Source organism: Thalassospira sp. ER-Se-21-Dark, assembly GCF_017922435.1.
Lineage (GTDB): Bacteria > Pseudomonadota > Alphaproteobacteria > Rhodospirillales > Thalassospiraceae > Thalassospira.
This window is the reverse complement of record NZ_VDEZ01000001.1, coordinates 708135-721441: the sequence shown is the minus strand read 5'-3', so window position 1 is coordinate 721441 and position 13307 is coordinate 708135. Positions and strand designations below refer to the sequence as shown.

At 55.4% G+C, this 13307-nt stretch carries 12 protein-coding genes and 1 riboswitch; of the genes, 8 read left to right on the top strand and 4 right to left on the bottom strand.

Annotated features, from left to right (window positions below):
* Positions 1 to 28: 28 nt before the first annotated feature.
* On the top strand, positions 29 to 769 hold the full coding sequence (locus tag FHI25_RS03175; RefSeq protein WP_210515040.1) for an SDR family oxidoreductase: 741 nt from the start codon (positions 29 to 31) through the stop codon (positions 767 to 769).
* A gap of 85 nt (positions 770 to 854) precedes the next feature.
* Here the strand turns inward: FHI25_RS03175 and FHI25_RS03170 are convergent, their stop codons facing one another.
* From FHI25_RS03170 to ispH, 4 genes are all read right to left on the bottom strand, one after another.
* Positions 855 to 3215 carry an EAL domain-containing protein gene (locus tag FHI25_RS03170; protein ID WP_008889181.1) on the bottom strand — a complete coding sequence of 787 codons (2361 nt, stop codon included), beginning with the start codon at positions 3213 to 3215 and terminating at the stop codon, positions 855 to 857.
* 268 nt (positions 3216 to 3483) lie between these two features.
* Positions 3484 to 3933, bottom strand: a complete 450-nt coding sequence (rnhA, locus tag FHI25_RS03165; RefSeq protein WP_008889182.1) for a ribonuclease HI — start codon at positions 3931 to 3933, stop codon at positions 3484 to 3486.
* Positions 3934 to 3958: 25 nt separating this feature from the next.
* Entirely contained in the window at positions 3959 to 4927 is a 969-nt protein-coding gene (locus FHI25_RS03160; protein ID WP_008889183.1) for a homoserine kinase, read from the bottom strand.
* A 45-nt stretch (positions 4928 to 4972) separates the two neighbouring features.
* Positions 4973 to 5920, bottom strand: a complete 948-nt coding sequence (ispH, locus tag FHI25_RS03155) for a 4-hydroxy-3-methylbut-2-enyl diphosphate reductase (RefSeq protein WP_008889184.1) — start codon at positions 5918 to 5920, stop codon at positions 4973 to 4975.
* Positions 5921 to 6176: 256 nt separating this feature from the next.
* On the opposite strand from ispH, the gene FHI25_RS03150 reads away from it, so the two are divergent.
* The 7 genes from FHI25_RS03150 (at position 6177) to FHI25_RS03120 (ending at position 13246) form a co-directional block, all read left to right on the top strand.
* Positions 6177 to 6734: a hypothetical protein gene (locus tag FHI25_RS03150; protein WP_063088556.1), complete on the top strand. Its 558-nt coding sequence runs from the start codon at positions 6177 to 6179 to the stop codon at positions 6732 to 6734.
* A 103-nt stretch (positions 6735 to 6837) separates the two neighbouring features.
* Positions 6838 to 6936: riboswitch (glycine riboswitch) on the top strand.
* A 170-nt stretch (positions 6937 to 7106) separates the two neighbouring features.
* Complete coding sequence (gene gcvT / locus FHI25_RS03145; protein WP_210515037.1) at positions 7107 to 8219, top strand: glycine cleavage system aminomethyltransferase GcvT; 1113 nt, start codon at positions 7107 to 7109, stop codon at positions 8217 to 8219.
* 74 nt (positions 8220 to 8293) lie between these two features.
* On the top strand, positions 8294 to 8665 hold the full coding sequence (gene gcvH, locus FHI25_RS03140) for a glycine cleavage system protein GcvH (protein WP_008889187.1): 372 nt from the start codon (positions 8294 to 8296) through the stop codon (positions 8663 to 8665).
* A gap of 3 nt (positions 8666 to 8668) precedes the next feature.
* Positions 8669 to 10024 (top strand): aminomethyl-transferring glycine dehydrogenase subunit GcvPA, encoded by a 1356-nt coding sequence (gene gcvPA / locus FHI25_RS03135; RefSeq protein WP_210515033.1) that lies wholly within the window; start codon positions 8669 to 8671, stop codon positions 10022 to 10024.
* Positions 10021 to 11517: an aminomethyl-transferring glycine dehydrogenase subunit GcvPB gene (gene gcvPB / locus FHI25_RS03130; RefSeq protein WP_008889189.1), complete on the top strand. Its 1497-nt coding sequence runs from the start codon at positions 10021 to 10023 to the stop codon at positions 11515 to 11517. Before gcvPA ends, gcvPB begins: the two co-directional genes overlap by 4 nt.
* Before the next feature lie 202 nt (positions 11518 to 11719).
* On the top strand, positions 11720 to 12631 hold the full coding sequence (locus tag FHI25_RS03125; RefSeq protein WP_210515030.1) for a protein phosphatase CheZ: 912 nt from the start codon (positions 11720 to 11722) through the stop codon (positions 12629 to 12631).
* Positions 12632 to 12841: 210 nt separating this feature from the next.
* Positions 12842 to 13246 (top strand): hypothetical protein, encoded by a 405-nt coding sequence (locus FHI25_RS03120; RefSeq protein WP_040822685.1) that lies wholly within the window; start codon positions 12842 to 12844, stop codon positions 13244 to 13246.
* The last annotated feature ends 61 nt before the right edge of the window (positions 13247 to 13307 follow it).

The following is a 13307-nucleotide window of genomic DNA, read 5'->3' as shown; positions in this document are numbered from 1 at the left end:
AATGATCGTTACATAAAAGGAATTCATGATGCAGAACCTTACAGGAAAAGTTGCTTTCGTCACTGGCGGCGGACGCGGAATTGGAGCGGCCATTTCCAAACGGCTGGCACAGGAAGGCGCCAAAGTTGTGCTTACGTATGTCAGTGCCCCGGACCGGGCTCGTGATGTGGTCAGGGAAATTGAGGCATCGGGCGGCACGGCCGTGGCGATAAAGGCCGACAACCGAAATGCCGATGAGATTGAAGCGGCAATCAATCAGGCGGCCGCCCAATTTGGGCAGATTGATATTCTGGTCAATAATGCAGGGATTATTGAATTCGCACCGATTGACGAATTTAGCATTGAGCAGTTTGACCGCACGGTTGATGTCAATGTCCGCGCGGTTTTCGTGGCGACCAAGGCAGCACTGGCTCATATGCCCGATGGTGGTCGGATCATTACGACCGGCAGTAACCTTGCGCACCGGGTGCCATGGCCGGGACTAAGCCTTTATGCCCTGTCAAAATCGGCGCTTATCGGCTTTACCCGTGGGGTCGCCCGTGATTTGGGGCCGCGCAAGATCACGGTCAATGTCGTTCATCCGGGGCCGACCGAAACCGACATGAACCCGGCAGAAGGCGACATCGCCGATGCTGCGCGCCGTATCATGGCCATCCCCGATTACAGCGATGCCAATGATACAGCCGGGCTTGTCGCATGGCTTGCCGGGCCTGAGGCCAAAGTGGTCACCGGTTCAGAATTCACTGTCGATAGCGGCATGAACGCCTGATCAAACAGTTCTGAATGTATGATATGGGGCGGGCCTTCCTTTCGGAGGCCCGTCTTTTCGCCAATCAAACGATCAGTGGGACACGTCAGGACTTGGCTGAGACAGTTTCCTGTTCGGTGCCATGCCGCTCGTTGACCCAGCTTTCGAAGGTCGAGGCGGGCAATGGTTTGGAGAACAGGAAGCCCTGGATAAAGTCGCAGCCCTTTTCCTGCAGATAGACAAGCTGTTCGACTTCTTCCACGCCCTCGGCAACGACTTCGAGATTGAGGCTGTGGCCCAGGCCGATGACCGCATCGACGATGGCCTTGTCATCGACATCGACATGAATGTCGTTCACGAAGGACCGGTCGATCTTGATCGAGGTGACCGGGAAACGTTTGAGATAGTTCAGCGACGAATAGCCGGTGCCGAAATCATCAATCGCGATCAGAACGCCAAGCTCCTTGAGCTCCTTGAGCGTCGAGACCGCCTTTTCCGGGTTGTTCATCAGAATGGATTCGGTGATTTCAAGTTCCAGCGTGCCATGCGGCAGGGCGGTTTCCTTGACGATCTTGGTCACACTATCAACCAGTTCGGCATCCTGGAACTGTGCCGGGGACAGGTTGACGGCAATCCGAAGATCGGAAAGTGATGAGTCGCGCCAGATGCGTGTCTGACGGCAGGCCTTTTCAAGAACCCATGCCCCCAGTCGATTGATCAGGCCGCATTCCTCGGCAACGGAAATGAATTCGCCCGGCAGGATCAGGCCACGTTCCGGGTGATGCCAGCGTACAAGCGCCTCGGCACCGACGACGCGTTCGGTGCGGCAATCGATTTTCGGCTGATAGTAAAGTTCGAGTTGATCGTGTTCGAGCGCGTTGCGCAGATCTTCCTCGATGGTTTTGCGTTCCTTGACCCGTTCGTGCATCGACGGCAGGAAGAAGCGGTAATTGTTGCGCCCTTCGGCCTTGGCGGCATACATCGCCATGTCGGCGTTCTTGACCAGTTGTTCGGGGTTTTCGCCGTCTTCCGGGAACAGGGTAATGCCGACACTGGCGGTCGAATGCAGGCGGATGCCGCGGCAATCAAATGGCTGGCACAGCTCGTCAATGATGCGCTGGGCAAGGGCGATGGTGTCTTCGATGTTCTGGACGTCGGTCTGGATGATTGCGAATTCATCGCCCCCCAAACGGGCGGCGGTATCGGAATCCCGGATGATGCGCGACAGACGCTGTCCCATTTCCTGGATCATCAGATCGCCGACATCGTGACCGAAGTGGTCGTTGATGTCCTTGAACCGGTCAAGGTCAACAAACAGAACCGTCACGCCGCGCTGGAAACGACGCGCCGATAGCAGCGCCTGACGCAGGCGGTCAAGGAACAGGGTGCGGTTCGGCAGGCTGGTCAGAACGTCATGGACAGCCAAGTGACGCATGCGCGCTTCGGTCTGTTTACGTTCGGTAATATCGGTATAGGTCGCAACGTAACCGCCGCCCGGCATCGGGTTGTGATCAACCTGAATGACGCGGCCATTCGGGCGGGTACGTTCCATGCGATAGGGTTCACGGCGACGGGCAATCGCAACGCGGTCGGAAATCAGGGCCTGAATGCTGACATCGCCATATTCGCCGCGTTCGCCGTTATAGCGCAGGATATCAGAAAGCGGTGTGCCTTCCTTGACCAGATCACGCGGCAGGTTGAGCAATTCGATATAGCGTTCGTTCCAGACCATCAGGTTCAGGTCCTGATCGAACAGACAGATGCCCTGACCGATATTGTGAAGGGTGGCTTCCAGCAGGGCCTGTTTGCGCTGGGCTTCTTCCTGTGCCTGACCTTGAAGGGCGACCATTTCATTGTATTCGCGGATCAGAAGACCGAGTTCGTCCGAGCTGTTCCACTCCACCGGACGGCGCAGTCGGCCGTGCTTGGTCATTCGGATGGAATGCAGCAGTCGGTTGAGAGGTTCCTTGATCGAGCGTTTGTTGGCGATCAGAAGGCTTGCGGCCACGACCGAGATCAGAAGCCCGAACAGGATCATGTCGATCGCAATACGGCGGAACAGCAAATCCTGAACGCGTGCGTCTGTGAAGTAGATGACCAGTTCGCCAACATCATGGCGCACGTTGTTGCGTTCGAAATAGACACGGCGCGAAAGGCGAAGCGTGTCGGTCAGTTCGGATTGCGATACGCCGGTATGGGCAAATTCGGTGCCGTCTGCGCCCAGTGCCTGCACGGCAACGATGTCGCGATCGCGCGCCATGGCATTGAGTGCAGATTCAATATTGTCGACGTCGAGATACCAGAAAGGTGTGGCCAGAACGCGGGCGTTAATGTCGGCGGTCTGTTCGACTTTGCCATTCAGGTCGTCGCGCAGCACCTTGTAGCTGACATAGCCAAAGACGATGAAAAGCGCGAGCGAGAACAGCGAAACAAGCGGCAATGCGATAAACAGCAGCCGACTGCTCAAGGACTTTCGTTGTAAAAACCCGTACGATCCGCGTGACAAGCGTTCTCTCCCTGACACCCACTTTAGGCTAGTCGAATATAATGTACTCGACCTTTGTATGAGTGCCAACACCCCCTTGAATTAGTCTCAAGTCAAACCGCAACTTGATGAAAACGCAAGTTTGATTTCGTTAAACATTCAATTATCTGACACAAGCCAGCAAAGCTATTTATCTTGTAGCGAAGTCCCTCAGCTTCAAGCAATTTTCCCGATAACCGCGAAAAATTCGTTATCGGGGCACGGCTTGGCGGGCCAATTCGTCGCATCTTTCGTTTTCCGGGTGACCGGCGTGACCCTTGACCCAGTGCCACTCGACCTTATGTGGTTCAAGGGCTTGTAGCAAACGTTGCCATAATTCCACATTCTTGACCGGCTTTTTATCGGCGGTTTTCCAGCCACGTTTCTGCCAGCCGAAAATCCATTTGGTAATACCGTCGCGGACATAGCTGCTGTCGGTGTAGATATCGATGACGCAGGGACGTTTCAAGGCTTCCAGCGCGCTAATCGCGGCCATCATTTCCATACGATTGTTGGTGGTTTCCGGATCGCCGCCCGACATTTCCTTTTCGACACCCTTGAAGCGCAAAATAGCGCCCCAGCCACCGGGGCCGGGATTGCCGCTGCACGCGCCGTCTGTGTAAATCTCGACGCGGTTATCGTCACCGTTACTTGAAGTCATATTGTCGTGTTCCCCGCCTTTGTGCCTAATCCAGGCCATAGGCTGTTGCGTTTTCCACACGTTGGTGGAACCGCAATTTGTTGATGTATTCGCGCGGGTTCTTCGGGGTGACAAGTGCATCCTTGGGCGTATTCACCCAGTCATAGAGCCGTGTCAGAAGGAACCGAAGACTTGCGCCGCGCGCCAGAATGGGCAGGGCGGCCTTTTCGACGTCCGAAAGCGGACGGACCTTGCTGTAATGCGACAGAAGGTTTTTGGCCTTGGTTACATTGAAGCTGTTATCGGGCTCAAAGCACCAAGCATTCATGCAAATGGCAACGTCATAGCAAAACAGGTCATTGCACGCGAAATAGAAGTCAATCAGCCCGGAAACGGCTTCCTTGTTTGGAAAGAAGAAGACGTTGTCGGGGAACAGATCCGCATGAATGACCCCCTTGGGCAGGGCGTGCGGCCAGTTTTCCTCTAGAAATGCGAGCTCTTCGCCAATCATCTTACCAAGGCCGGGTTCGACATCGTCGGCATGTTCAGCGCAGCTGTCGAAAAGCGAACGCCATCCCTTGATGCTCAGCGCATTGGGCAGGTGCATTTCGAAGTCCTGACCGGCTGAGTGCAACTCGGCCAGTGCGGCGCCGACCCCCGCACAGTGATGGGGTTGAATGCGCCTGGGCGACATGCCCTGCAGGAAAGACGTGATGGCGGCCGGGCGACCACAAAGGCGTCGCAGGGCAACACCGTCCTTGCCGTGGATCGGGGTCGGGCAATTCAGTCCCTTGGCCGACAAGTGATCCATCAGGCCAAGATAGAAGGGTAGATCATCGGGATTTACCCGCTTCTCATACAGGGTCAGGATATAAGGCGCCTTGGTCGTCTGAAGCAGGAAATTGGTGTTTTCGACGCCTTCTGCGATCCCCTTGAACGACACCACGTCACCGATATCGTATTCGGCCACAAAGCGGGAAATATCTTCGTCTGAAACGTCGGTATAGACGGCCATGAGTTCTATCGTCGTCCTGATCTGAAAATAAGCATGTCCGCAGACCTAGCTGGCAAGCTGACGCGGAAGTTTGAAAGTGACATTTTCGTTGGTCAGCGTGATGGTTTCGACCGTCACGTCAAAGCGTTCCCGACAGGCATCAATGACTTCCTCGACCAGGATTTCGGGCGCGGACGCACCGGCCGTGATGCCAAGGCTTGAAATACCGTCAAGCTTCGACCAGTCGATATCCTTTGCCCGTTCGACCAGAACAGACCGTGTGCAGCCTTCGCGTTTGGCGACTTCGACCAAGCGGTTGGAGTTTGAAGAATTTGGCGCGCCAAGGACCAGAATGGCATCGGCCTTTTCCGCGATCAGTTTGACCGCATGCTGGCGGTTGGTCGTGGCGTAGCAGATGTCTTCCTTTTTCGGCACCGCGATTGACGGGAAACGCCGTTGCAGGATTTCAATGATCTTGGCGGTGTCATCAAGTGACAAGGTCGTCTGGGTCACAAAGGCCAGATTTTCCGGATCGCTGATTTCGATGGTCTCGGCGTCTTCCTCGGTCTCGACCAGGGTCATGCTGCCGGGGGGTAACTGGCCCATCGTGCCGATGACTTCGGGATGACCAGCATGACCAATCAGAAGAATATGTTTGCCATCGGCGTGATGACGTTCGGCCCCGCGATGGACTTTGGAGACCAGCGGGCAGGTCGCATCAAGATATTCAAGTTTGCGGGTTTCGGCCGCCTCGGGCACGGATTTCGGCACCCCATGGGCCGAAAAGATCACCGGCACGCCATCGGGAACGGCATCAAGTTCGTCAACGAAAACGGCACCCATATCGCGCAGGCGATTGACCACGAATTTGTTATGCACGATTTCGTGGCGGACATAGACCGGTGCGCCATATTTTTCGAGTGCCTTTTCGACGATCTCGATGGCGCGATCAACCCCCGCGCAGAAACCGCGCGGATTGGCAAGAACGATCCGAAGGCTGGCTTTGTCAGACATGATACAGGTCCGGCTTTCCCAATTGCGTGCGGGCGTTGCCGACGCATTTTTCAAACATTCACGTTACATAACCTGCCTGATCATGCGGTGCAATGACTCTGGGGTAAATGGTCGGTGCGGGTTGGCCGAATTTTTGACGTTTTACACCGCCCAAGGCCGTTCAAGCGGGTTGTGCCGACATCCGCGACAGAATAGACTGCGCGCGGGCCGGTCGTCGCGATGCGGCCCGAAAACATTTGGTTTGATAGAGGCTTGGATGACAATCGGTAACGGACTTCGGCGCGTTTATGCATTGGGTATGGTCTCGCTTGGTGGATTGCTAAGCGCATGCGGCGGTGGCAACCCGTTCGAAGAACAGCCGGTCCCGGTTTGTCCGGCGGCCTATCTGCCAAAGGATACGGCAAAGCTTGTCCAGTTCAGCGGTGCTGGCCGTGATCTGACCGATGTGATCGTCGAAGCCGAATTTACCGGATACCTTGGTGATTGCGGCTACGACCTTGATGACAAGGAACTTGATGTCATCATCAGCCCGATCATTACCGCCGAGCTTGGACCGGCAGCCCAAAACCGTAACGTTCAATTTAAATATTTCGTCGCCCTGCGTGACCCGAACGGCACCTTCATTCAGAAGTCGGTGTTTGACGTTAATATGGCGTTTGCCGACAATCTGAACATGGCCCGTATCCGTGACGAGCAGGTGACCCTGTCGGTGCCGCTGGACGATGTCTGGACCGGTCCGGATTACGAAATCTATCTTGGTTTCCAGCTGAGCGCGGACCAACTTGAGTATAATCGCCGGTTCGGAACCGATTGATTTTATTCGGGTTTGTTTGTTCGAGACGTGGCAGACCGATCATGCCCGAAAAATAGGGGCTGGTCGGTTTGCGCGGAAACCCGTATAACAGAAACATACCCAAATGATGCACGTGGGAGAGGCCGCAGTCCTTATCGGATGAGCGGACGCCGAAGGAGCAACCACCCCGGAAACTCTCAGGCAACAGGACCGCGTGGAGATGGGACTCTGGAAAGCAGGTGACCTGAATTTCTGATCAGGAACACCTCGCCGAAGATGTAAGCAGACCGGCTTCCTACCCCGGATGTGATTCTTTCAGGCTCCAAAGACAGAGGGGGAATGTGGTTGGCCACTGGTCGGCTATATTTCGCAACGATTGTCTTGGAGAACCTGATGGCGGATCACGAATCCGAACTTCTAAAAACTGCCCTTTATGATTTGCATGTGGAACTCGGTGCCAAAATGGTACCGTTCGCTGGCTATGCCATGCCTGTGCAATATCCGCTTGGTGTGAAGGGCGAACATCTTCATACCCGTGCGAAGGCAGGCCTGTTTGATGTGTCCCATATGGGGCAGGTGCGTTTGACCGGTGAGAACCGAGTGGCGGAGCTTGAAAAGCTTGTGCCCGGTGACATTGCCATCCTCAAACCCGGTCGCACCCGCTATTCCGCATTTACCCAGGACGACGGCACGATCCTTGACGATCTGATGATTACCAATGCGGGCGACAGCCTGTTTCTGGTGATCAATGCAGCCTGCAAGGATGATGATATCGTTCACATGCGTGCCAATCTTGGCGATGGTGTATCGCTTGAAGAAATCGATGACCGGGCGCTTCTGGCATTGCAGGGCCCGGATGCGGCCAAGGTTCTGGCACGTTTTGCACCATCGGTTGCCGATCTGAAATTCATGAGCTTTGCCGAAATCGACATCGCTGGCAGTCCGTGCTTTGTGACCCGTTCGGGTTACACCGGCGAAGATGGCTTTGAGATTTCCGTACCCAACGCCGATGCCGAGGCGCTTGCGCGCAAGCTGCTGGCCGAGGACGAGGTCGAGGCGATTGGCCTTGGCGCACGTGACTCACTGCGCCTCGAAGCGGGCCTTTGCCTGTATGGCAACGACATTGATACCACTACGACCCCGGTTGAAGGGGATCTGAACTGGATCATCAATAAACGTCGCCGGGCCGAGGGTGGCTTCAAGGGCGCGGATGTGATCCTTGATCAACTTGAACACGGTGCGGATCGTAAACGTGTCGGCATCAAGCCCGAAGGCAAGGCACCGGCACGTGAACACACCCAGATTCTGAACGCAGATGGCGAAGACATCGGCGAGATCAAATCGGGCGGGTTTGGCCCGACCGTCGATGGCCCGATTGCCATGGGGTATGTCGCGATTGAATTTGCCGAACCGGGTACCAAGGTCGATCTTATGGTGCGTGGCAAGGCGCGCCCGGCCGAGGTGGTCGAACTTCCGTTCGCGCCGCATCGTTATTTCCGCGGTTGAGAACCAGAATTTATCATAGAGAGAGCGGCGCTACGCTGCATTGGCACTGAATTGATCAACAGGGACAATGGAAGATGACTAAGAAATTTTCGCAGGAACATGAATGGATCGAGCTTGAAGACGGTGTGGCAACCGTTGGCATTACCGATTACGCGCAGCAGTCGCTGGGCGATATCGTGTATGTCGAGCTGCCGGAAGTAGGCAAGAAACTGACCAAGGATGGCGACGCCGCGGTTGTTGAATCGGTCAAGGCCGCCAGCGACGTTTACGCTCCGCTCGATGGTGAAATTGTCGAGGTCAACGAAGAGCTTGATGACAATCCTGCACTGGTCAATGAAGCCCCGGAATCCGATGGCTGGTTCTTTAGAATGACACTGACCGATGAATCCCAGCTTGATGAGCTGATGGATGAAGCAGCCTACAAAGACTTCGTCGAAGGCCTTTAAAACATGCGTTATCTCCCACTGACACGCGCTGATCGTGCTGCGATGCTTGATACCATCGGGGCATCATCGGTTGATGAACTTTACTGTGATGTGCCGGACGGCGCGTTGCTTGACGCACCTGTTGATTTGCCATCCCACCTTGGCGAAATGCAGGTCGAACGCGATATGATGGCCTTGGCCGCCAAAAACATGGGCGCATCGAGCGTGCCCAGTTTCCTGGGTGCGGGTGCCTATCGCCACCATGTGCCGGCGACGGTTGATTACGTGATCCAGCGCGGTGAATTCCTGACCGCCTATACCCCGTATCAACCGGAAATCGCGCAAGGGACACTGCAATACCTGTTTGAATTCCAGACCCAGGTTGCCTCGATCACCGGGATGGATGTTGCCAACGCGTCGATGTGGGATGGTGCGACATCCTGTGCCGAAGCGGTTCTGATGGCCTGCCGCGCGACCCGTCGCAAGAAGGCAGTTCTTTCGGGTGGTCTGCACCCGCATTACCGCGAAGTGACCGAAACTTATTGCCAGTATAGCGACACCGAAGTTGCCGGGCGCGATGGGCATCCGGAACATCAGGCAACTGCCGAAGAACTCAACGATCTGATTGATGATCAGACAGCGTGTGTTGTTGTGCAGTACCCGGACGTGTTTGGCCGCATTCAGGATCACACCCAACTGGCTGATCTTTGCCATGCCAAGGGTGCGCTTCTGGTGGTGGTCTTTACCGAGGCGGTGGCGTTTGGTGCGGTGAAATCACCGGGCAGCTTTGGCGCAGACATCGTTTGCGGCGAAGGCCAGTCGATCGGTAATGCGCTGAACTATGGTGGGCCGTATGTCGGGCTGTTTGCCACCACGCAAAAGCTCGTGCGTCAGATGCCGGGCCGCCTGTGTGGTGAAACGGTCGATCAAGACGGCAAGCGTGGTTTTGTTCTGACGCTGTCGACCCGCGAACAGCATATCCGCCGTGAAAAGGCGACCTCGAACATCTGCACCAACTCGGGCCTGTGTTCACTGGCCTTTACGGTGCATATGAGCCTGCTGGGTGAAGACGGTTATCGCCGTCTGGCGACCTTGAACCATGAAAATGCCTGCAAGGCAGCCGATGCTATTGACGCCGTTGAAGGCGCATCTGTGGTCAATGACAGCTTCTTTAACGAATTCACCGTGAAGCTTTCCAAACCGGCCGCCGAAGTGGTTGAAGCACTGGTTGCCAAGGGCGTCCTTGCCGGTGTGCCGCTGTCGCGCCTGTATCCGAACCGTTCGGATCTGGATAACTACCTGTTGGTTGCGGTTACCGAAACCAACACGGACGAGGATATCGCGGCGCTTGCGTCCGCATTGAAGGAGGCGCTGGCATGACCTTTACAACCCATACCGGCAACCGTGGACTTGTTCTTGAAGAACAGCTGATTTTCGAGCAGGGCCAGCCCGGCCGAACCGGCGTTGATTTGCCGGAACCCAAGGGCACCAAATCGCGCCTTGGCGGCCTTGACCGTGACAGCGACGTTGGTCTTCCGGGCCTGTCCGAGCCGCAAGTCGTGCGTCACTTCACGCGCCTGTCGCAGAAGAACTATGGCATTGATGCCGGTTTCTTCCCGCTTGGTTCGTGCACGATGAAGCATAACCCGCGCCTGAACGAGAAAGTCGCGCGTTTGCCCGGTCTTGCCGATTTGCATCCGATGCAGCCTGAAAGCACCGTACAGGGTGCGCTGGAACTGATTGATCAATGTGCGCATTGGCTTTTGGTCCTGACCGGCATGCCGGCGGTTTCCATGTCCCCGGCAGCGGGTGCACAGGGTGAGCTTTGTGGCATGATGGCCATTCGCGCGGCCCTTGATGCGCGCGGTGAAAACCGTCGTCGCGTTCTGGTGCCGGAATCCGCCCACGGGACCAACCCGGCAACCGCAGCCGCCTGTGGCTTTACGGTTGATTCGATCCCCGCGACCGAAGACGGCCGTGTTGATCTGGCAGCGTTTGAAGCCAAGCTTGGCGACGATGTGGCTGGTATCATGCTGACCAACCCGAATACCTGCGGTCTGTTTGAACGTGACGTGCGCAAGATCGCCGATCTGGTGCATGAAGCGGGCGGGTACTTCTATTGCGATGGTGCGAACTTCAACGCCATTGTCGGTCGGGTGCGCCCGGCAGACCTTGGCATTGATGCGATGCATATCAACCTGCACAAGACGTTCTCGACCCCGCATGGCGGCGGTGGACCGGGTTCAGGACCTGTTGTCTTTTCCGAAGCCCTGGCACCGTTTGCCCCGATCCCTTATGTCGTGAAAAAGGGTGATGGTTTCCATCTGGTCGAAACCGCAGACGAAGAAGACGGCATGAAGCCGTTTGGCCGTCTGAAGGGCTTCCATGGTCAGATGGGCATGTTTATTCGTGCGCTGACCTATATGAAAAGCCATGGTGCAGATGGCCTGCGTCAGGCATCGGGTGATGCGGTTCTGAATGCCAACTATCTGTTGGCGCGTCTTAAGGACAAGCTCAGTGTGGCCTTCCCGGGCTATTGCATGCATGAAGCCCTGTTTGACGACGGCTTCCTGAAAGATACCGGTGTTTCGACACTGGATCTGGCCAAGGCAATCATCGACGAAGGGTTCCACCCGATGACGATGTATTTCCCGCTGGTGGTTCATGGGGCGTTGCTGATCGAACCGACCGAGACCGAAACCAAGGAATCGATTGATCAGTTCTGTGATGCGATTCTGTCGCTTGTGGCCAAGGCCGAGTCGGGCGATGCAGAATTCTTCAAGAATGCACCGTACCTGACCCCGCGCAGACGCCTTGATGAAACGGCGGCTGCACGTAAGCCGGTTTTGCGCTGGAAGCCTGAAACAGCTTGATAACCAACGCAACCTGACCTTTTGGAGCACCCCGGTCTTTTGGCCGGGGTGTTCTTTTTCAAAGACTTGGACTTGAAACCCATTGGACTTGTCGCAATCTGCACCCTTATACTTGCCGTAATAGTAATGAACGCCGTCAAAAAGGTGCGTTTGGGGATTTAGTGATCGGACACATGTCCGTTCCGGAGGGTTAAAGTCAGTTATGTCTCGTCGCGTGCAAAAAGTATTCACTGCCGAACGTCGTCTTAAAGAACGCACCGGTGGTGTGGTTGAGGATTGGTCTGACTCCTTTTTTGACCCGACGCTGGAAAGCGGCATGGGGGCAGGGGAACCGATGCAGGCATCCTTGCCGGCAGCGACAAGTGCCCCGGAAACATCCGGTATTACCCAGGCTGTTCTTGATGAAATCAGAGCTCTGCGTGGTGAAGTTTCGCAACTGCGTCAGGCGGTGGCATCCGGTGGTGTTCCGGCAAGTGATGTCACCACCCCGTTTGCATCAAATGATGCGCCGATGGATGAATTGCCAGAGCCGGTTTCAAGTAACCCAACCCACTCCAATCGCCCGGGGGCGGCAGAGCCCGATCGTGACGATCTGGAACTGATCCGTACCCAGATCGCGGAAATGAACGAGCACATCCACAGGGCAAAGGTTCAGATTGCGTCGCTGCGCCATCCAAAAGCGCAGGATGACCGATTGGTAAGTGCGACCTCGGAACTTGATGCCATCGTCAAGGATACCGAAATGGCGACCCATACCATTCTGGAATCCGCCGAGCAGATTGACGATCTGACCATGACGCTTAAAAACTCGGCGCCGAGCGATTTTGTCGCCGATCATGTCGAACAGATTGCCTTCATCGTGACCAAGATCTTTGAAGCCTGTAACTTCCAGGACATTACCGGCCAGCGCATCAACAAGGTGGTCAGCACGCTTGAGTTCGTTGAAGAGCGCGTCCACAACATGATCTCGATCTGGGGTGAAGATGCGTTTGCCGAATTGCCGGTTCCTGAGGTCGAGGAAGAATCACGGCCCGAGGATGCAGACCTTCTGAATGGTCCGCAGCTCGAAGGGGAAGGCATCAGCCAGGACGATATCGACAAGTTGTTCGAATAATTCGAAAAATGCTTGGTTTTGTGCTGTGATTTAAGGTAGTAGCGTGAGCTATATCTTCTTGGCAAAGAGCGCTTCGGGCGTTTTCGCCCAGTCATTTGTCAATCAAAAGTTTACATATGTAAGGTAAGTTCTTACCTATAAGAATAAGAAGCTATGTTGGGATGCGTGTGACATACGGTTGCACGCGTTTTGGCGTGCTTGGAGGTTAATATGGGATTTTGGTCTCTCGGTGCTATTCGCCAGCCAAAGGCACAAGACATAAAATGGCGAAAAAGCCCACGTGGGGAGTACTACCGCCTGTTCATGATCGACGATATTTCAGAGCTTAGCCTGGATGGGGTCGGTGGCGTTTACTTGCTGTGGCATGGTGGCCTGAAGCCGTCTTGGCTGGTGGCCGGTGCAACAGAAGATCTTGGACACAGTTTTTCTGAACTGATGCGAGATCCGGATATTCGCGAATATGACACCCGTGGCGGGGTCTATATGAGCTGGTCACCGATCAAGGACAGTTTCCGCGAAGGTGTTGTGCATTTCATTGCCAAGCACACCAACCCGACCTTTGAATGCGATTATGACAGCAAGGAAGACCCGATACCGGTTCTGCTTCCGCGCTGATCAGGCACTATTGTTCCCTACATTCAAAGCAAAAAGCTCCGCAAATGATTGCGGAGCTTTA